Annotated in this window: 19 protein-coding genes, 1 tRNA gene and 1 pseudogene; 12 read left to right on the top strand and 9 right to left on the bottom strand. The window is 75.5% G+C overall.

Annotated elements, in window-relative coordinates; translation table 11 throughout:
• Window positions 1-37: 37 nt before the first annotated feature.
• Window positions 38-745 carry a TetR/AcrR family transcriptional regulator gene (locus NT8_RS10725; protein ID WP_067967089.1) on the bottom strand — a complete coding sequence of 236 codons (708 nt, stop codon included), beginning with the start codon at window positions 743-745 and terminating at the stop codon, window positions 38-40.
• A 111-nt stretch (window positions 746-856) separates the two neighbouring features.
• On the opposite strand from NT8_RS10725, the gene NT8_RS10720 reads away from it, so the two are divergent.
• On the top strand, window positions 857-1612 hold the full coding sequence (locus tag NT8_RS10720) for an SDR family oxidoreductase (RefSeq protein ID WP_067967086.1): 756 nt from the start codon (window positions 857-859) through the stop codon (window positions 1610-1612).
• A gap of 62 nt (window positions 1613-1674) precedes the next feature.
• Here NT8_RS10720 and NT8_RS10715 read toward each other — a convergent pair whose 3' ends face one another.
• The gene (locus NT8_RS10715; protein WP_067967082.1) at window positions 1675-2412 is read right to left on the bottom strand and encodes a hypothetical protein; all 738 of its coding nucleotides are present in this window, start codon (window positions 2410-2412) and stop codon (window positions 1675-1677) included.
• A 185-nt stretch (window positions 2413-2597) separates the two neighbouring features.
• Entirely contained in the window at window positions 2598-2888 is a 291-nt protein-coding gene (locus NT8_RS10710; RefSeq protein ID WP_067967079.1) for a hypothetical protein, read from the bottom strand.
• A 139-nt stretch (window positions 2889-3027) separates the two neighbouring features.
• Between NT8_RS10710 and NT8_RS10705 the strand changes: the two genes are divergently transcribed.
• The 4 genes from NT8_RS10705 to NT8_RS10690 all read left to right on the top strand — a co-directional run bounded on the left by NT8_RS10705 (window position 3028) and on the right by NT8_RS10690 (window position 5919).
• A complete protein-coding gene (locus NT8_RS10705) occupies window positions 3028-3450 on the top strand; it encodes a PPOX class F420-dependent oxidoreductase (protein WP_067967076.1) in 423 nt (140 codons plus the stop codon).
• A gap of 351 nt (window positions 3451-3801) precedes the next feature.
• Window positions 3802-4464 (top strand): hypothetical protein, encoded by a 663-nt coding sequence (locus tag NT8_RS10700; RefSeq protein WP_067967073.1) that lies wholly within the window; start codon window positions 3802-3804, stop codon window positions 4462-4464.
• A 643-nt stretch (window positions 4465-5107) separates the two neighbouring features.
• On the top strand, window positions 5108-5302 hold the full coding sequence (locus NT8_RS10695) for a hypothetical protein (RefSeq protein ID WP_067967071.1): 195 nt from the start codon (window positions 5108-5110) through the stop codon (window positions 5300-5302).
• Window positions 5302-5919: a hypothetical protein gene (locus NT8_RS10690; RefSeq protein WP_067967067.1), complete on the top strand. Its 618-nt coding sequence runs from the start codon at window positions 5302-5304 to the stop codon at window positions 5917-5919. The genes NT8_RS10695 and NT8_RS10690 overlap by 1 nt, the downstream gene beginning before the upstream one ends.
• Window positions 5920-6055: 136 nt before the next feature.
• Here NT8_RS10690 and argG read toward each other — a convergent pair whose 3' ends face one another.
• Both argG and NT8_RS29290 read right to left on the bottom strand, forming a co-directional pair.
• A complete protein-coding gene (argG, locus tag NT8_RS10685) occupies window positions 6056-7504 on the bottom strand; it encodes an argininosuccinate synthase (RefSeq protein ID WP_067967066.1) in 1449 nt (482 codons plus the stop codon).
• Window positions 7505-7764: 260 nt separating this feature from the next.
• On the bottom strand, window positions 7765-8085 hold the full coding sequence (locus NT8_RS29290; RefSeq protein WP_067967063.1) for a hypothetical protein: 321 nt from the start codon (window positions 8083-8085) through the stop codon (window positions 7765-7767).
• 238 nt (window positions 8086-8323) lie between these two features.
• Here NT8_RS29290 and NT8_RS30780 point away from each other — a divergent pair.
• Together NT8_RS30780 and NT8_RS10675 are read left to right on the top strand one after the other, a co-directional pair.
• Window positions 8324-8404, top strand: a pseudogene (locus NT8_RS30780) (histidine phosphatase family protein); the annotation flags it as partial.
• Between the two features lie 118 nt (window positions 8405-8522).
• Window positions 8523-8912, top strand: coding sequence for a histidine phosphatase family protein (locus tag NT8_RS10675; RefSeq protein ID WP_245646123.1), 390 nt, complete (start codon window positions 8523-8525; stop codon window positions 8910-8912).
• A 293-nt stretch (window positions 8913-9205) separates the two neighbouring features.
• Here NT8_RS10675 and NT8_RS10670 read toward each other — a convergent pair whose 3' ends face one another.
• From NT8_RS10670 to NT8_RS10660, 3 genes are read right to left on the bottom strand one after another with little or no spacing between them, the layout of a single operon-like run.
• Window positions 9206-10852, bottom strand: a complete 1647-nt coding sequence (locus tag NT8_RS10670; RefSeq protein ID WP_245646122.1) for a pyruvate, phosphate dikinase — start codon at window positions 10850-10852, stop codon at window positions 9206-9208.
• Entirely contained in the window at window positions 10846-11475 is a 630-nt protein-coding gene (locus NT8_RS10665; protein ID WP_067967060.1) for a transcriptional regulator, read from the bottom strand. Before NT8_RS10665 ends, NT8_RS10670 begins: the two co-directional genes overlap by 7 nt.
• Entirely contained in the window at window positions 11472-12578 is a 1107-nt protein-coding gene (locus NT8_RS10660) for a TetR/AcrR family transcriptional regulator (protein ID WP_067967058.1), read from the bottom strand. The genes NT8_RS10665 and NT8_RS10660 overlap by 4 nt, the downstream gene beginning before the upstream one ends.
• A gap of 127 nt (window positions 12579-12705) precedes the next feature.
• Here NT8_RS10660 and NT8_RS10655 point away from each other — a divergent pair, with 127 nt between their 5' ends.
• From NT8_RS10655 to NT8_RS29285, 4 genes are all read left to right on the top strand, one after another.
• The gene (locus tag NT8_RS10655; protein WP_084468822.1) at window positions 12706-13695 is read left to right on the top strand and encodes an ATP-binding cassette domain-containing protein; all 990 of its coding nucleotides are present in this window, start codon (window positions 12706-12708) and stop codon (window positions 13693-13695) included.
• Complete coding sequence (locus NT8_RS10650) at window positions 13692-14519, top strand: ABC transporter permease (protein WP_084468821.1); 828 nt, start codon at window positions 13692-13694, stop codon at window positions 14517-14519. Before NT8_RS10655 ends, NT8_RS10650 begins: the two co-directional genes overlap by 4 nt.
• A 155-nt stretch (window positions 14520-14674) precedes the next feature.
• Window positions 14675-15517 carry a hypothetical protein gene (locus NT8_RS10645; RefSeq protein ID WP_067967055.1) on the top strand — a complete coding sequence of 281 codons (843 nt, stop codon included), beginning with the start codon at window positions 14675-14677 and terminating at the stop codon, window positions 15515-15517.
• A gap of 104 nt (window positions 15518-15621) precedes the next feature.
• Complete coding sequence (locus tag NT8_RS29285) at window positions 15622-15777, top strand: hypothetical protein (protein ID WP_157515670.1); 156 nt, start codon at window positions 15622-15624, stop codon at window positions 15775-15777.
• A gap of 137 nt (window positions 15778-15914) precedes the next feature.
• Here NT8_RS29285 and NT8_RS10640 read toward each other — a convergent pair.
• Window positions 15915-15988: transfer RNA gene (locus tag NT8_RS10640), tRNA-Ile, on the bottom strand.
• 404 nt (window positions 15989-16392) lie between these two features.
• Here NT8_RS10640 and NT8_RS10635 point away from each other — a divergent pair.
• Window positions 16393-17382, top strand: a complete 990-nt coding sequence (locus tag NT8_RS10635; protein WP_067967054.1) for a malate dehydrogenase — start codon at window positions 16393-16395, stop codon at window positions 17380-17382.
• Window positions 17383-17585 lie beyond the last annotated feature (203 nt).

The raw sequence follows: 17585 nt of genomic DNA, 5'->3' as shown, positions 1-17585 counted from the left end.
CCCGCCACGGCGGGCGGACGCGGCGGCGTGCCGCCGGTCAGCCCTCGGCCGAGGCGCGGGTGACGCGGTCGAGCCACTCCCCCAGCAGGGCGCGCTCGTTGCCGCTCAGGCCGGGTGTGCCGGGCAGGGCCGCCCGCAGGGCCGCCGCCCGGGCGGCCACCCCGCCGTCGCCGTCCGCGTCCGGCCCGCCGGTGGCGACGGCGGCCAGCACGGCCTCACGCGCGGCCGACGACAGGCCGGGGTCGCGCTCGGCGGGCGGGGTGGCGATGAGGCTCAACGTGACGCCGCACCCGGCCGCGTGGATCATCGCGGCGGCGCGGTCGGCGGCCACCCGCAGCCGCCCGGCCTCGGCCACCCGCCGCACCAGCCCGTCCAGGACGGCGGCCGCCTCGCGGGCCGCCTCGGGGGCGGCCCCCGGCCGGGGGTCGCCGTACATCAGCGTGTAGACGGCGGGGTTGGCGACGCCGAACGCGACGTGCAGGTCCCAGCCGCGCCGCAGGTCGTCGACCGGGTCGCCGGAGGGCGGGCGGGCGGTCTTGTCGCGCAGGTAGGCGGCGAACCCGTGGGCGGCGACCGCGTCGAGCAGCCCCCGCTTGTCGCCGAAGAGGCGGTAGATGGCGGGGGCCTGCACCCGTGCCGCCGCCGCGACGGCGCGCGTGGACACCGCGTCGCGGCCGCCCTCGGCGAGCAGGTCCGCCGCGGCGCGCAGAATCCGGTCCCGGGTGGTGGTCGGCCGCTCGCTCATGTAACGACGATAACACCGGGGTGGTAGCACCTTGACGCTATCAATGATTCCATGATGTCGTTAACACCGATACCAACGCGCGGCCGACCGGCCGCGGCCAAGGGGGACCACATGACCGAGCACCCGTACGAGCACCCGCACGCCCGCCGCACCGCCATCGTCACCGGGGGGTCGCGCGGCATCGGCCGCGCCGTCGCCCGGCGCCTCGCCGCCGACGGGCTCGCCGTCGTCGTGGGCTACGTCGGCGGCGAGGCCGCCGCAGCGGACGCCGTCGCGGAGATCACGGCCGACGGCGGCACCGCCGTCGCCGCCCGCGCCGACGTGGGCGACGAGGCCGACGTGGCGGCGCTGTTCGACACCGCCGAGGAGGCGTTCGGCGGCGTCGACGTCGTCGCCCACGCCGCCGGGGTCATGGTGCTGTCGCCGGTCGCCGAGATCGACATGGACGACCTCGACCGCATGCACCGCACCAACATCCGCGGGACCTTCCTCGTCGCCCGGGAGGCGGCCCGCCGGGTGCGCAACGGCGGGGCCGTGCTCACCTTCTCCACCACGGTGACGAAGACGGCCCTGCCCGGGTACGCCGGGTACGCGGCGTCCAAGGGAGCGGTCGAGGCGATCGGCCTCATCCTGGCCAGGGAGCTGCGCGGCCGCGACATCACGGTCAACACCGTGGCGCCCGGCCCCACCGCCACCGACCTCTTCCTCGACGGCAAGGACCAGGCGACCGTCAACCGGCTGGCCGGGCTCAACCCCATGAACCGGCTGGGCACGCCCGGCGACATCGCCGAGGTCGTGTCCTTCCTCGCCGGGCCCGGCCGGTGGATCAACGGGCAGACCGTCTACGCCAACGGCGGCATGGCCTGACAGCGGTGCGGTCGACCGCCCGCCCGCGCGGGCGGGCGGTCGACCGCACCGGGCCGGGCGGATCACCACGGCCAGGAGGCCAGCGCGACGCCGTGCACCACGGCCGCCAGGCCGGCGCTGAGCAGCAGCGCCGAGACCACCACGTCCCGCATGCGGTCCGACATCCAGGTCCGGGCGCCCTCCAGGGCGGCGTGCGCGCCGAGGACGACCACCAGGCCGCCGGTCCACTCCTCGGGCGAGAACACCCCCAGCCGATCCAATCCGGCACCGAACCACAGGGCGAACACCGCGCCGAGGGCGGCGCAGCCCAGGCCCCACACGAGCAGCAGGCGGTCGACCAGGCCGCCCAGGCGGCGGCCGCGCCGCGTCCGGTCCACCGCCGCCCCCGCCAGGGCGGCGCCGGCGACCACCAGGAACGCCGGCCAGCCGGTCTCGATCACCTCGAAGAGCAGCAGGACGCCCGCTGTCGCCGACGAGGCGCCGGCCAGCAGGAGCACCCGGCCCGCCACGACGGCGGCCACGGCATCGAAGCGGTGCAGGCGCAGGCCGAGGGCGGCCAGCACCAGGCCGCTGGTCAGCGGGAACCAGGCCCACCAGGGGCCGGGGTCGTGTCCGGTGAGCAGGACGGTGAGGAACACCCCGCCCACAGCGGCCAGGGTGATCAGCGCCCCCACCGGCACGCCCCGCTGCGGACGGCGCGCGGCGGCATCGGCCTCGCCCGGCCGCCCTCCCTCGGGCGGGCGGCCGGGTGCGGCCGGAGGGCCGGGATGGTCGGTGGGGACGGCTGTCGGCGCGGTCATGGGGGCCTCCTGGTGGCGGTGTGCTCGAACTGGGGGCGGGCGCCGCCGGGCGGCCCCGTCGGCCCGCCTCGATTCTGCGGCCCGGGACGGCCCCGGTTCAGGAGCACCGGACCCCCGACCCCCGGGGGAGCCCGCACCACCGCCCACGGGAGCACACCCCCACCGGCGGGGCACTCACGGCCCGCTCAGACCTCGTCGACCACGTCGGCGAACTCCAGCCGGTGCTCACCGAGCAGGGCGAACGCCGCCGCGGCCTCGGGCAGGGTGGGCGCGTATGCGCGGGCGGCTTCGACGCTCTCCCTCGACTCCCACAGCCAGACGTCCGGCCAGGTGCGCTCGTCGACGCGGGCCACCCGCGTCGGTCCCAGGCCGGGCACCTCGGCGCGGACGGCGGTGATCAGGGCGGCCCGGCGGACGACGTGGTCGTCGGCGTTCTCGGGTTCGACGACGTAGCGGGAGTAGGACAGGACGGTCATGCGGCACCTCGTTCACCGAAGTCTGTCTCTAGTGTCCGCATCTAGAGGTGAGCCACAGCCATGGACCACGTCAAGGGCCGGCGGGCCGGGAAGGCGCGGGAGGCGGACGGATGTCGGTCCCCCCGCCTACGATCGCGGCATGCCCATCCAGCTCTCCACCGCCGAATGGCGGGCCTTCCTCGCCGAAGGCCGGCGCACGGCCAAGGTCGCCGTCCTGCTGGCCGACGGATCCCCGCTCGTGACCCCCGTGTGGTTCGCCGAGGACGGCGGCGACGTCCTGCTCACGACCACCCGGTCCACCGCCAAGGGCCGGGCGGTCCGCCGCGACCCGCGTGTCTCGGTCTGCGTCGACTCCGAGACGGCGCCGGTCATCTCGGTGACCCTGCGCGGCCGCGCCGAGTACATCGAGGACGCCGCGACCGTCACCGCCTGGATCGAGCGCATCGAGCGGCGCTACGGCGCACCGCCGGGCGCCTACAGCGACCTGGGCTCGGGCCCGGACCGCCGCATCCTCATCCGCGTCCCCGCCGAACACGTGGTCGCCATGCGCTTCGACGCCTGACCCCGCCCGCGCCGGTCCCGCGTCGCGGCGCGAACCCCGCCACCGGGAACGGCGGTGTTAGCCGCGTGATCGACGCCTGCTGTCGACCGGGAGGGCGGTCGCACGCCGATGCGGGCCGCCCTAGTCCGTATGCAGAGCGGCGACGCGGCCCAGGAGGACACGCTGGCCGCCTCGGCCCCGGTGGGCGGCTCGTCATCTCCCTGACCGCCGAAGAGCGGAGCGCCGCACGCGGCGACGTCGACGCCCTCGCCGCCCCCGTGTCCGCCATGCCTCCTCCGCCGCCGACCGCCCTCACCCGGCCGCCCGGCGCGCCGGGCGGGTGGGGGTGGGCGGAGGGGCTAGCGTTCGGGCGTGGAACTCCTCCCCCAAGGTGACGTGCCCGGCGGGCTGTCCCGCCGGGCCGACTACCACCTCCGTGTGCACGGGGTCCGGGTCGCCGTGCCGCGGATCGAGACGCGGCGCCTGCTCGATCTCGGGATGCCGCCGGACGACGCCCGTCGGGTGGCCGACTTCCAGCGGCGGTGGGGCGGGTGGGTGCTGCCGCCCGGCGCGCAGTACAGCGGCGGCCCCCTCTGGTTCCGCGCCGACGTGCCCGAACCCGCGCCCGGCGGCGGCTGGCGGTTCGACGCGGGGCCGCAGCGGACGGCCGTGCCGTACGGGTTCATGGTCGGGCCCGGCGGGGAGTTCGGCATCCACGCCGAGCGCTGGACCCCGCTGCACGCGACCGTCGAGGGCTGGGTCGAGGCGCTGGCCCTCACCGCGCACGTCCTGATGTGGGCGCGGCGGATCACCAAGGTCACGGGCGGCGCGGTCGACGCCCTGGACCTGTCCGGCTACGCGCCCGTGCACGAGGTCGCGGGGCTGGCGGACACGTGGTGGCGCGGCGGCGACGAGCTGGTGGCGCTCTACACCGGCGAGGCGGAGTGCTTCGACGCCCCGGGCAGCCGCCTCGCGATCATCTACTCCGGTCTCGACGCCTGGGGGCTGCGCGGCGGCGGACCGCCGGAGGACTGAGCGCGCGGGCGCAGCGGTGCGGAGCCGGGCGGTCCGCGTCGGGTCCCGGCCCCGGTTCCGGGCCGGTGCGCGGGCCCCGGCCCGTTTCCGGGCCGGGGGCCGCTCGTCTGTCGGGGCGCCGCACCGGGCCGACGGGGAGTCTCTCCTCTCCCCTTCGGCCCCGCACCGCACCGCCCCGGCCCGAAGGGTCCGGGGTGCCCAGGTCACAGGCGGACTCCGAAACAGCGGGGTTACGGACGGAACCGAATCGGTTCAGCGGACGGTATGAATCCGCCGAACCGGGTTCCACCGCACCCACGGAGGTTCTTACCACATCTGGACGCCCACCAATCAGGCAACCCGTTTCCGTCATGGGAAGTCGGTTCAAGACGGGTGCGGACAGGCGCGGCCGGGCGGCGCCGAGCAGGGTCGGCGCCGACGCGAACGGCCGCGATAAACGGCTTCTCACCCCAAAAGGGAAACTCGACGCGAAAAGCCCGCGCTGTTTGCGATGGTGCTTTGATGTGGCTTAGTCATGAGGTAGCTTTCCCGACACGCAGGTTCATTCCGGCGATCGCCCCCTTCTCTCTCCTTCGGCGCGATCACCCCAAATGGATCTTGTGAGCCCAGGTCACAGCCTTCTCCCAGAAAGCAGAGTAACCTCATGATCCTTTTCCGTCCCGGGATTTCCTGGGGGCGAATTCTCGTCGTGGTCCTCGTCCTCGTACTTGCGTGCGGGCTCATGGCGTCCGGCCACGATCTGGCCACCGCCGTGCTCCTCAGCGCCGCGGTACTGGGGACCGCCACCGACATCGCCCGCCGGCTGGTGCCCGCCCGCCCCGCTCAGGGGGAGGCGTGATGACCGGCGATCTGCTCGGCCCCACCGGCCCCCAGGACTCCCTGGCCCCCGAACCCGCCACCGTCTACCGGCCGGCGCCGGGCGCCGCCCCGCACCGGCTGCGGCGCGGCGCCGACCGCGAAGTCTACGGCTGGGTGCGCATGGTGCCCGTCACCCGCGAGGAGGAGCCCGCTGCGCGCGAGCCGCACGGCGAGCGCCTGGAGCGGCCCGGCGTCATCGAGGACCTCGCCGGCTACGGGCGGCGCCCCAACCCCCTGGACGCGCGCACCCCCGCACAGCTGGTGGCGGCCATGCAGCGCTTCCGGGTGTGGTCGGGCGACTGGTCGCTGCGCCAGTTGGAGCGCTTCTGCGGCGGCGCGGTGTCGCGCTCGACGTTCCAGACCACCCTGGCCAACCCGCGCGAGCTGCCGAAGTTCACGGTGCTGTGCGCGTTCGTCTCCGCCTGCGGCGGCGGCGAGGACGAGATCCAGCGGTGGGTGACCGCGTGGCGGCGGCTGCGCATGCCCGACGAGGGCGCCGGGGACGGCCTGCCGCACCGGCCCCCGCCCCTGAGCGAGGCCGAGGCCGCGCTGCACCGGCTGCGGACGTGGTCGGCCGCCACCACCGAGATCGGCTGAGGCGCCGCGGGGCCCGGCGAGCCGCCGGGCCCCGCCCGCCCCGCTCCCCCCGGCACACCGAGCGCCGCCGGCCCGCTGCGGCGGACCGGCGGCGCTCCGCCGGGTCGGCCGCCCTTGCTGCGGCCGCGGTCCGGGGTCAGTCGGTGCCGAACTCCATCGCGGCGCGGTCGAGCAGCTCGTCGTCGCCCTCGACCCGGCCGCGCGAGGCGATGATCTCGGCGCCGCCCTCGGGCAGCGCGCCGATCAGCCCGGTCGACGCGGCCTGGGCGGCGCCGAGGAGCGTCGCGTGGGTGTTGCCGACGATGCCGAGGCCCGCGTACTGCTCCAGCTTGGCGCGGGAGTCGGCGATGTCGAGGTTGCGCATGGTGAGCTGGCCGATCCGGTCCACCGGGCCGAACGCCGAGTCCTCGGTGCGCTCCATGGACAGCTTGTCCGGGTGGTAGCTGAACGCCGGGCCGGAGGTGTCCATGATCGAGTAGTCCTCGCCGCGCCGCAGCCGCAGCGTCACCTCGCCGGTGATCGCCGTGCCCACCCAGCGCTGCAGCGACTCGCGGATCATCAGCGCCTGCGGGTCGAGCCAGCGGCCCTCGTACATGAGGCGGCCGAGGCGCCGGCCCTCGTTGTGGTACTGGGCGAGCGTGTCCTCGTTGTGGATCGCGTTGACCAGGCGCTCGTAGGCCGCGTGCAGCAGGGCCATGCCCGGGGCCTCGTAGATGCCGCGGCTCTTGGCCTCGATGACCCGGTTCTCGATCTGGTCGGACATGCCCATGCCGTGGCGGCCGCCGATGGCGTTGGCCTCCATCACCAGGTCGACCGCCGAGGGGAACTCCTTGCCGTTGATCGCCACGGGGCGGCCCCGGTCGAAGGTGATGGTCACGTCCTCGGCGGCGATCTCGACCTCGGGGTCCCAGAACCGCACGCCCATGATCGGCTGGACGGTCTCCACGCCGGTGTCGAGGTGCTCCAGGGTCTTGGCCTCGTGGGTGGCGCCCCAGATGTTGGCGTCGGTGGAGTACGCCTTCTCGGTGCTGTCGCGGTAGGGGAGGCCGTGGGCGAGCAGCCACTCCGACATCTCCTTGCGGCCGCCGAGCTCGGAGACGAAGTCCGCGTCGAGCCACGGCTTGTAGATGCGCAGGTGCGGGTTGGCCAGCAGGCCGTACCGGTAGAAGCGCTCGATGTCGTTGCCCTTGAACGTCGAGCCGTCGCCCCAGATCTGCACCCCGTCCTCCAGCATCGCCCGGACCAGCAGGGTGCCGGTGACGGCGCGGCCGAGCGGTGTGGTGTTGAAGTACGACCGGCCGCCCGAGCGGATGTGGAACGCGCCGCAGGTGAGCGCGGCCAGGCCCTCCTCGACCAGCGCCGCACGGCAGTCGACCAGGCGCGCGATCTCGGCGCCGTACGCCGCCGCGCGGCCGGGCACCGACGCGATGTCGGGCTCGTCGTACTGGCCGATGTCGGCGGTGTAGGTGCACGGCACGGCACCCTTGTCGCGCATCCAGGCGACGGCGACGGAGGTGTCCAGACCGCCGGAGAAGGCGATGCCGACGCGCTCGCCGGTGGGCAGGGAGGTGAGGACCTTAGACATAGGAAGATTATGTGCCATCTCGCATGAATATTCAAAACGGAGGTCGCGGGCGCTGCGGGCGGCGGCATGCGACGGAAGGGTGCCGAGACACGGGAGCGCCTCCTGGGCGCCCCACAGGAGCCGGTCGAGAGCGCCGGGGACCCCGGCGCCGGGCTCGACCAGGTGAGCGCCGCCAGCGGGGCACCGCGCGGTTCGCTCTGCTTCCACTTCCCCGGCGGCAAGGAGCGGCTCGTCGGGGGCGGCCGCGACCCGGCGACCGGCTACCGCTCCTCGGTCCGCAGGTCCACCACGACCCAGTCGCCGGAGTTGTTGGTGATGAAGCACGTGTACGCGGTGCTGGGGCCGTCCTCGGTATCGAAGGTGCCGGCGACCTCGTACTGCCGCAGGTCCTCGGAGGTGGATTCGACCGGGGTGATCTCGGGGGACGCGCCGAACACCGCGTCGTCCGGCAGCTCCAGTTGCCAGGCGATGTAGTCCTCGCACTCGGCCCCGGCCGCCCGGGTCTCGGCCTCGGCGGAACCGCCGCACGCGGTGGCGGCCAGGACGACGAGCGCGGCGGGGATGAGGCGGGTGGCGTGCATGGTGCTCCGATCCGAGAAGTTCGATATGAGGGTAGAGCCCGGCTCCCGCCTCCGTCCGGCGGGTACCCGGTACCGCCGCGCCGGCCCCGCCGCAGCTCGCGCGGGCGGCGGACCGCCGCGGCCCGCCGCCGCCCCCCTCCCGACCCGACCCGCCCGACACGGCACGGACGCCCTCCATTAAGATGTCGCGGACATCCGGATGTTCATGACATCCTAAAAAGAGAAGAGAGGGGTCGCGATGCCGGCTCGGCACCTGTGGGTGGTACGGCACGGGGAGGTGGACCCGTTCGGCGAGCTGACCGACACGGGGCGGCGGCAGACGGAACTCCTCGCGGAGCGACTCGCCCGCGTCCCGGTCGACGCGGTGTGGCACTCCCCCCCTCCCCCGGGCGGCCGCCTCGGCGGAGATCATCGGCCGCGGACTGCCCGGGGTCCCCGTGGCGGCGGCGCCCGAGCTGATCGACCACGTCCCGCACGTGCCGTCCGATCCGCCGCCCGCGTGGGCGGGGTTCTTCGACGGCTACGACGCCGCCGAGGCGGCCGCCGGCGCGCGCCTCGCCGACGACCTGGTCGCCAGGTTCGCGCGCCCCGCGCCGACCGAGACGTTCGAGGTCCTGGTGACGCACGCCTACCAGGCGGCCTGGCTGGTGCGGCACGCCCTCGACGCGCCGCCCGCGCGGTGGCTCGGGCTGAGCTGCGGAAACACGGCCCTGACCGCGATCGAGTACCGCGACGGCGTGCCGCCGACGGTCCTGCTGTACAACGACATGGGCCACCTGCCCGCCGACCTGCGCTGGACCGGGTTCGCGCGGGGTGTCCGCCCCTGAGCCCCGGGTCCGCGCGGTGCGCCCGGTACCGCGCGGACCGGCGCACCCCTAAGTCGTGTTCTCCGGCCCGTTCCGGGCCCGCGACCACGCCCCTGCCGGGCACCGCTCCGCAGCTCCGCACAGCGGGGCCTGAACGACGCTCGCGGCGCCGACCAGGGCGAACGGCCAGACCTCGGCGGACCTCGCACATCGGCGTGCGGGCGCCGCCCAGGGCCCCCGCTGTGCCGGCCCGGGAAGCAGGCACAGCAGGGGCGAGGCCGCTCGCTGGCCCGAAAGCATCCGAAAACCGCTCCCTAGGGCCGGTCCACGCGCAGTACGGCGTGGGCGGCGCCGAGCCGTTCGGCCTCCCCGCGCGCGGAGCGGTCGCCCGACACGTCGTCGGCCCAGTCGAGGAACCGGCGCAGGTGGGGGCCCGCCGTGCCCGCCGCGACGGGCGGGCGGCCGAGCGCGACCTCTCCCCCGGTCCCGTCGATGGTCACCAGCGCGCCCTCGGGCAGGGTGCGTCCGCCGACCCGCACCGCACCGCCCGCGGTGTCGACGGTGAGGCCGCCGACGCCGACCACGGCGGGCCGGCCCAGCGCCCGGGCGACGACCGCGGCGTGGCTCGCCGGTCCCCCGCGCGCGGTGACGATGCCCGCCGCAGCGGCCAGGCCGCGCAGGTCGTCCGGGGACGTCTCGGGACGCACCAGGACGACCGGGCCGTCGGCGGCCATGCGGACCGCCGCGTCGGTGGTGGTCGCGATCCGGCCGACCGCGACGCCGGGGCAGGCGCCCACCCCCCGGGCGACGACGGCGGCCCGCGCGGACGCGGCGATGCGGGGCGTGCGGGCGTCGCGGAGGTGGTGCGGCGCGACCCGCAGCAGCGCCTCCCCCCGGGTGATCGCGCCCTCGTCGGCGAGGTCGACCGCGACGCGCACGGCCGCGGCCCCGACGAACCGGCCGGGCCGGGCCTGGAGCAGCCACAGCTCACCCGACTCGAAGGTGAACTCGACGTAGCAGGCGTCGCGGTGGTGCCCCTCGATCCGGCGCAGCGCGTCGGCCAGGGCGGCCCAGACATCGGGCTCCCGGTCGGCGAGGTCGCGCAGGGGCCGGGTCGCGGTCCGGCCGGAGACGACGGCCTCGCCCTGGTGGCCGAAGAGGACGTCGCCGAACGGGCCGGCCTCCCCGGTGTTGGGGTCGCGGCTGAAGGCGACCCCGGTGCCGCTGCGCGCGTCGCGGGTGCCGAACACCATCGCCTGCACCACGACGGCGGTGCCCAGGTCGTGCGGGATGCCGTGGAGTTCGCGGTAGGTCCGCGCCCGGGGCGCCTCCCACGAGGCGAAGACGGTGCACACGGCGAGTTCCAGCTGCCGGGCGGCGTCCTCCGGGACGGCGCGGCCGCACCGCTGCCGGACGGACCACCGCACCTGCTCGATCGCGGCGGCCAGGCGCGCCCGCTCGCCGCCGTCCGGCTCCGCGCCGAGGCCGGCTGGGCCGCCGGGGCCGACCGCGCCGTCGATGTCCGCCCCGGTCATCGCGGAGGCGAGCCCGGACAGGAACCGCAGGCGGGCGTCCAGGGCGAACCGCGCGTCGCCGGTCTCGGCGGCCAGCGCGTCGGCCGCCTCGGCCGTGAGGCCGAGGTTGAGGACGGTGGCCATCATGCCGGGCATGGACACGCCCGCCCCGGAGCGCACCGACACCGCCAACGGGGCCCGCGTCCCGCCGAACCGGCGCCCGGTCGCCGCCTCCAGCCCGGCGGTGGCCTCCGCCAGCTCCTCCGCCAGGCCGTCGGGGAGGCGGCCCGCGCGCAGGAACTCGCGGCAGGCCGCGGTGGTGACGACGAACCCGGGGGGCACCGGCAGCCCCAGGCGGTGCAGCGCCACGAGGCCGTGGGCCTTGGCGCCCAGCACGTCGGCCGCCCCCTCGGTGTCCGCCGACAGCGGGTGGACCCACCTCACCACCGGGCAATCCCGAGGGTTGCGAGCAGGTCCTCGTGCAGTTCGGCCCACACGGTGTGGTACGACGCGACGTCGTCGGCCACGTACTGCAGCTCGCCCGCAACGGCGCGGGCGAGGGCGCGAGCGAGGCGGTCCCGGTAGCGGCCGAAGCGGGGCAGCGCGGCGGCCGGCGCAGCGCACACCGCCGCCGCCCGCGCGTCCAGGTCGGTGAACCGGTCGAGGACGCGGGCGTCGTAGGCGGGGTCGCCGTGGTCGTTGACGGTCATCGCCCCGTCGACGGACCGCAGCTGCCAGGCCGTGCACAGGTCGAGGAGTTCGGGGTTGAGCACGAGGAAGCGCTCGTAGGCCGCCGTGACGGCCGGGCGGGCGGCCGCCGACTCCAGTTCGGCGGTGATGCGCTCGGCGTCCGCTGCGCGGCCGGCGTCCGTCAGCCCCCACGCGCCGAACGGGCCGCCCTCGCGCGTGACGAGCCCGTCGACGGCGAGGTCGATCAGCTCGGACTCGGCGTCGGCCGGGTCCAGGCCCGCGGCCGCCGCCACGCGGACGGTACCGGAGTGGCCGCAGCAGCGCAGGGCGTGCAGCACCGCCAGCCCGTTGTCGGCGGCCGGGGGGTCGAGGAGGGTCATGGCGTGTCCTTCCGCGGTGGTGCGGCGGGTTCGGGGGTGAAGGCGGCGGCCGCGTGCGCGGCGCCGCGTCCGGTCGCGCGGGCGGCGATGGCGCCGTCCGCGATCCGGACGGCGGCCTCGGTGTCGTCGTCGGCACCGGGCAGGCCGGCGGCCGACGCCACCGCGCCCGTGTCATCGAGGACCAGCCGCAGGTTCCGCCAGGTGGAGGCCTGGAACACGCGGCGCAGGCAGGTCGCGAGGTCGCTGATCCTGAGCCGGACCAGGCGCCCGGTCTCGGCCGGGTCGCCGGTGGCGGCCACCACGGTGACGGGCTCCCCGGGCCGCGCCGCGCGGACGGCCTCCTCGGCGGCGCCCAGGCGGCGGGCGCCGAGCACCGCCACCACGCCGTCGCCGTCGAGGCCGACCGGCGCGCCGGTGATCAGGTCCACCGCCCGGTCGGGCGGGGTCCAGGGCTCGCCGCACGGCTCGGCGGGCCGGATGTGGCGCAGGTGGGGTGGCGCCCAGGTGTCGGCGAGGTCGAGGTCCGCCAGGTGCGCGCAGGCGCGGGCGAGGTCGAAGGGGTCGCCGAAGCCGGGGGCCGTCTCGGCGAGCGCGCCGGAGCCGCCGAGCAGCGTCAGGACCAGTTCGCCCAGCCGCACCCGCCGCTGCGCGCTCCCCTGCGGCGGGCAGCCCTCCAGCGCGATGGCGAGCAGCAGCGCCTCGATGCGGGCGGTCTGCGCGAGCACCGCGCGGCCGTGGTCGTCGTCGACGACCCCGGCCAGGGAGCGCAGCTGCAGGCGGCCGCCCGCCGCGGTCTCCTCGGACAGCGGCAGCCGCTCCAGCCACGCCCGGGCGAACCGGCCGAGGGCGTCGCCGAGGCCGTCGGGCGCGTCGGGCTGGGCGTCCCCGCCGGCGCTCTCCACCATCTCGACCAGGACCGCCAGGTACAGCGCGCGCTTGCCGGGGAAGTTCGAGTAGACCGCGCCCCGGGTCAGCTCCGCCCGTTCGGCGATGCGGTCGACCTTCGCCAGGGCGTAGCCGTACTCCACGAACTCCGTCCGAGCGGCGGCCAGGACCGCGGCGCGCGTGCGCGCCTGCTGCTGGACCCGTGTCAGTCGGGCCATCACCACTCCTCTCCATTCCGCGTTCACAACGGGGCTAGGATACTCTCGATATCCAGATGTTCGCGACATCGGAATGTTGACACCATGGTTGCCGGGCGGGCCCCGGCGCCGAGAGAGGACAGGCCGCATGGACGACCACGCGTTCCGGACCGAAGGGCTGGTCAAAAGGTTCGGCCGGACCACCGCCCTGGCGGGCGTCGACCTGCACGCCCGCCACGGGACCGTGCTGGGGGTCCTCGGGCCCAACGGGGCGGGCAAGACGACGGCCATCCGGGTCCTCGCCACGCTGACGGGCTTCGACGCGGGGACGGCGCGCGTCGGCGGCCTCGACGTCGTCCGGGACGCCGACCGGGTGCGGCGCCTGATCGGGCTGACCGGCCAGTACGCGACGCTGGACGAGGAGCTGACCGGCCTGGGCAACCTCGTCCTGATCGGCCGCCTCCTCGACCTGCGCAAACCCGACGCGGTCCGGCGCGCGAAGGAACTGCTCGACCGGTTCGGGCTGGAGGACGCCGCGCGGCGGCCCGTCGCCACCTACTCGGGCGGGATGCGCCGCCGGCTCGACCTCGCCGCGAGCCTCGTCGGCCGGCCCCGGGTCGTCTTCCTCGACGAGCCGTCCGTGGGCCTCGACCCGGGCCGGCGCGAAGACCTGTGGCGCGTCGTCCGCGAACTCACCGCGGACGGCGCGAGCGTGCTGCTCACCACGCAGTACCTGGAGGAGGCCGACGCCCTCGCCGACTCCATCGCGGTGATCGACCACGGCCGCGTCATCGCCCACGGCACCCCCTCGGAGCTGAAGCGCATCGTCGGCGGGCAGGCGATCGCCGCCCGGCCCCGCGACCCGCACCGGCTCGGCGACGCGGCCCGCATCCTCACCGCGGTCTCCGGGCACGGCGCCGAGCGCACCAGCACCCACGAACTCGTCGTCCCCGTCGACGACGACCGCTCCCTCTTCGAGGTGGCGCGCCGCTTCGAGGAGCAGGGCATCGCCCTGGCCGAGTTCTCCCTGCGCCTGCCCGGCCTGGACGAGGTCTTCCTCGCCCTGACCGGCGGCGACAACGGCGCGTCCGACCGCGGCGCGCCGACCGACACCGCGACCGCGAGGAGCCGCGCATGACCCCCGCCACCCCGACCGCGACGCCCGCCCCGGCCACGGCGGACGCCGCCGCGCCCCGCAGGCCGGCGCGGCTGCTCCGGCACAGCCTCGTCCTGACCGGCCGGAGCCTCGCCAAGTCGGCCCGCAACCCCGGCGCCATGCTCAACGGCGTCCTGACCCCGGCCCTCTTCCTCGTCCTGTTCACGTTCCTGTTCGGCGGTTCCGTCGCCGGGTCGACCGACGCCTACCTGCTCTACCTCTTCCCCGGGATCGCGGTCATGGGCGCGGGACTGTCCGGCATGCTCTCCAGCGGACTCGCCATTAACATCGACATGAAGAAGGGCGTCTTCGACCGCTTCCGCAGCCTGCCCATCGGGCGCTCCGCGCCGCTGCTCGGCTCGATCCTCGCCGACGTGGTCCGCTACGCGGTGGCGGTCGCCCTGCTGTTCGGCATCGGGTACCTGATGGGGTTCCGCGTGCAGACCGACGCGGCGTCGGCGCTGGGCGCGGTCGCGCTCATGCTCGGGTTCGGGTTCTGCCTGAGCTGGGTCACCGTGTTCCTCGGGGTCCTCGTCCGCGACGAGAACGCCGTCATGGGCTTCGCCTTCATCGCGTTCATCCCGCTGATGCTCGGCACCAGCCTGGCGGCACCCGTCGACACCCTGCCCGGCTGGCTCCAGGCGTGGGCGGGCGTCAACCCCGCCACCCACGCCATGGACGCCGCCCGCGCCCTGCTCACCGGCACCCCGGCGGACGGCTCCATCATCCGGACCCTCGTCTGGTCCGCGGCACTCCTCGCGGTCTTCTGCCCCCTCGCCGTCGCCGCCTACGCCCGCCGGCGCTGACCCGGCACCGGCTCGAAGCACCCGCCGCGGCACTCCTCGCGGTCTTCCACCCCCTCACCATCGCCGCTCACGGCCACCGGCGCTGCCCCGAACCGGCCCGACGCGGCGGCCGCGCCCCCTCCCGCCCACACCGACCGCGTTGCTAGCCTGACCCGGTGGCCAAGGCGACGAGGGAACCGCTGCCGCGGGGCGGGCTCGTCCTGTCGGTGCCCGCCGACCGCCCGGGCCCGCCCCCGCTGCGCTTCGAACGGGCGGCGGGCGACGGATGGGCCCTCCGGCAGGGCGTGCGAACGCTCATCGCGGCGCGCGCGGAGGGCGGCGGGTGCTGCCGCGACCTCCGCCTGCGCCGCCTGCTCGGAAACCTCTCCCCCCTGCCGCCCGTGTCCGCCGCGCTGATGCGGCGCGGCCCCGACTGGCCACACCGCTACGCGCGGTGGCTGGAGGAGACCGCGCACGGCCCGCTGCACCACGGGCGGTGGCGGCTGACCCGGCGCTCCGCCTTCGAGCCGGGCGTCTGGAGCTCCGACCTCGTCCGGGACTGGCCGGACGCCACCATCGAGCTGCTGTGCGGGGGCGGCTGGCACGGCGTCCTGCCCCTGCGCCCGCTGTCCGCCCCGGACGCCCCCCGCGTGCGGGCCCTCCGCAAGCACGCCCGTGACGGCACCCTCGCCCCCGTCCTGCTGTGGTGGGTGTCCTTCCTGGACGGCTGGCTCCTCCTCGACGGCCACGACCGGGCCGCGGCCGCGCTGGCGGAGGGCGCGGCACCGGACTGCGTCGAACTGGTCCGGGTCCACGACGACACCGCCTGGCGGGCGACCGCCGAGGAGATCACCGAGGCGCACTCCGGCCGGCGGGCACGCCTGGCCGACCACCCCGCCGACCCGCACACCGACCGCCGGCGGGACGCCCTCGACCGGGCCTACGCCGACACCCTCGCCACCCTCCCCTACGAGCCCGCCACCACCCCGGTCTTCCCCCCGCCCCACGACCGCCCCTGACCCCTTTTTCCCGACGAACCAGGCGCTCGTATATGTAGCTGTGACGATTGGCGTTTGGCTGTTCGTCATCACTCCGCTGGCTCTTCACTTGGCGAAGAAAGAAGATGGATCGGAGTAGCCGCAAGGGGGTCAACCCCGCGCAGATCGCGGGGTGGGCCGGCCACAGCTTGGAGGTGCTGCTGCGCATCTACGCCCGCTGCATCGACGGCGGCGAGGAGCAAGCCCGGCGCCGGGCGGAGGAGGGGTTCGCCGACTTCTGACCGCTCGGAACTTCAGCGTGTATTCAGCGTGGCCGACCGGCTAGGGCCGTCTGCGGCCGTAGTCAGCCGGACATGATGTGCGGACGCCGTTGACCTGTCGGCGCAGGTCAACGGCGTTTTTGCGTGTTCGCGAAGGGTAGGCCGGGCGGGGCTCGAACCCGCGACCCAGGGATTATGAGTCCCCTGCTCTGACCAGCTGAGCTACCGGCCCGCGTCGTCGGGAGCCGGGGACATCGCGGGTGCCGGACCGGGCGGTCCGGCGTCGCGGCCGGGCGGGTGGCGGGGCGCGGCACCGGACGGCCGGGCCACGGTACGGGTGTGGCCGGGGATGTCTCCTGACTTCCGTCCCGGCGCGCGGGGCGTCGGGATGGCGGACATCTTAACAGGGTGCGGCCGGGCGCCCCCGGGTGCCGAGAAGGGCGGGACGGGCGCCCCGCCGGCGCGGCGGGAAGTATGGCCGGGCCGTGAGGGGCGGGGGGCGTCCGACTAGGGTGGATGGGGCGGTGCGGTCACCCGGACCCGAGGGCGCGCGTCGGCATCGGGGTCGGCGCGGGACCGGAACGGGCCGGAAGATAGCATCGCCGGTCGCACACACGTCGTCAGGAGAAGAAGGTCATGGCCCAAGCACCCGTCAACGTCACCGTCACCGGCGCGGCCGGACAGATCGGCTACGCGCTGCTGTTCCGCATCGCCTCCGGTCAGCTCCTCGGCCCGGACACGCCCGTGAAGCTGCGTCTCCTGGAGATTCCGCAGGCCGTGAAGGCCGCCGAGGGCACGGCCATGGAGCTCGACGACTGCGCGTTCCCGCTCCTGCGCGGCATCGACATCTTCGACGACGCCCGCCCCGCGTTCGACGGCGCGAACGTCGCCCTGCTCGTCGGCGCCCGCCCGCGCGGCAAGGGCATGGAGCGCGGTGACCTGCTGGAGGCCAACGGCGGAATCTTCAAGCCCCAGGGCGAGGCCATCAACGCCGGCGCCGCCGACGACATCCGCGTCCTGGTGGTCGGCAACCCCGCCAACACCAACGCCCTGATCGCGCAGGCGCACGCCCCGGACGTACCGGCCGAGCGGTTCACCGCCATGACCCGGCTCGACCACAACCGCGCGCTCACCCAGCTCGCGCAGAAGCTCGGCGTGGCCGTCACCGACATCAAGAAGCTCACCATCTGGGGCAACCACTCCGCGACCCAGTACCCCGACATCTTCCACGCCGAGGTCAACGGCACCACCGGGGCCAAGGCGGTGGACGACGACGCGTGGCTGCGCGACACCTTCATCCCGACCGTCGCCAAGCGCGGCGCCGCGATCATCGAGGCCCGGGGCGCCTCGTCGGCGGCGTCCGCCGCGAACGCGGCGATCGACCACGTGTACGACTGGGTGAACGGCACCCCCGAGGGCGACTGGACCTCGGCGGCCATCCCCTCCGACGGCTCCTACGGGGTGCCCGAGGGCCTGATCTCGTCGTTCCCGGTGGTCTCGCGCAACGGCCGGTGGGAGATCGTGCAGGGCCTGGAGATCGACGACTTCTCCCGCGAGCGCATCGACGCCTCGGTGGCCGAGCTGACCGAGGAGCGCGACACCGTCCGCAAGCTCGGCCTGATCTAGCGGCGGGCGCGGGCCGCCGCCCGCGCCCGGTGCGATCGATGGGGGCGCGTCCCGCAGGGGCGCGCCCCCGACACATCCCCGCTCTGCCGGCGGCCCCGCCCGGCAGGTGCCCTGCCGCGTGTCCGCCCGACGGACGTCCCGCCGTGTCCCGACGCGCGCCCACCCTGCCGCCACCGCCCCCATGCCCCGGCGCCTCCGCGCCC

It is taken from the genome of Nocardiopsis trehalosi NBRC 14201 (assembly GCF_001552555.1).
Classification (GTDB): domain Bacteria; phylum Actinomycetota; class Actinomycetes; order Streptosporangiales; family Streptosporangiaceae; genus Nocardiopsis_B; species Nocardiopsis_B trehalosi.
Note: the sequence above shows the minus strand (reverse complement) of the source record. Positions and strands in the feature narration are given on the sequence as shown.

Excerpts from the sequence above, each read along its gene's own strand:
- NT8_RS10725 (WP_067967089.1), bottom strand. The coding sequence starts at position 745 with ATGAGCGAGCGGCCGACCACCACCCGGGACCGGATTCTGCGCGCCGCG.
- NT8_RS10720 (WP_067967086.1), top strand. The coding sequence starts at position 857 with ATGACCGAGCACCCGTACGAGCACCCGCACGCCCGCCGCACCGCCATC.
- NT8_RS10715 (WP_067967082.1), bottom strand. The coding sequence starts at position 2,412 with ATGACCGCGCCGACAGCCGTCCCCACCGACCATCCCGGCCCTCCGGCC.
- NT8_RS10710 (WP_067967079.1), bottom strand. The coding sequence starts at position 2,888 with ATGACCGTCCTGTCCTACTCCCGCTACGTCGTCGAACCCGAGAACGCC.
- NT8_RS10705 (WP_067967076.1), top strand. The coding sequence starts at position 3,028 with ATGCCCATCCAGCTCTCCACCGCCGAATGGCGGGCCTTCCTCGCCGAA.
- NT8_RS10695 (WP_067967071.1), top strand. The coding sequence starts at position 5,108 with ATGATCCTTTTCCGTCCCGGGATTTCCTGGGGGCGAATTCTCGTCGTG.
- NT8_RS10690 (WP_067967067.1), top strand. The coding sequence starts at position 5,302 with ATGACCGGCGATCTGCTCGGCCCCACCGGCCCCCAGGACTCCCTGGCC.
- argG (WP_067967066.1), bottom strand. The coding sequence starts at position 7,504 with ATGTCTAAGGTCCTCACCTCCCTGCCCACCGGCGAGCGCGTCGGCATC.
- NT8_RS29290 (WP_067967063.1), bottom strand. The coding sequence starts at position 8,085 with ATGCACGCCACCCGCCTCATCCCCGCCGCGCTCGTCGTCCTGGCCGCC.
- NT8_RS10665 (WP_067967060.1), bottom strand. The coding sequence starts at position 11,475 with ATGACCCTCCTCGACCCCCCGGCCGCCGACAACGGGCTGGCGGTGCTG.
- NT8_RS10660 (WP_067967058.1), bottom strand. The coding sequence starts at position 12,578 with ATGGCCCGACTGACACGGGTCCAGCAGCAGGCGCGCACGCGCGCCGCG.
- NT8_RS10655 (WP_084468822.1), top strand. The coding sequence starts at position 12,706 with ATGGACGACCACGCGTTCCGGACCGAAGGGCTGGTCAAAAGGTTCGGC.
- NT8_RS10650 (WP_084468821.1), top strand. The coding sequence starts at position 13,692 with ATGACCCCCGCCACCCCGACCGCGACGCCCGCCCCGGCCACGGCGGAC.
- NT8_RS29285 (WP_157515670.1), top strand. The coding sequence starts at position 15,622 with ATGGATCGGAGTAGCCGCAAGGGGGTCAACCCCGCGCAGATCGCGGGG.
- NT8_RS10635 (WP_067967054.1), top strand. The coding sequence starts at position 16,393 with ATGGCCCAAGCACCCGTCAACGTCACCGTCACCGGCGCGGCCGGACAG.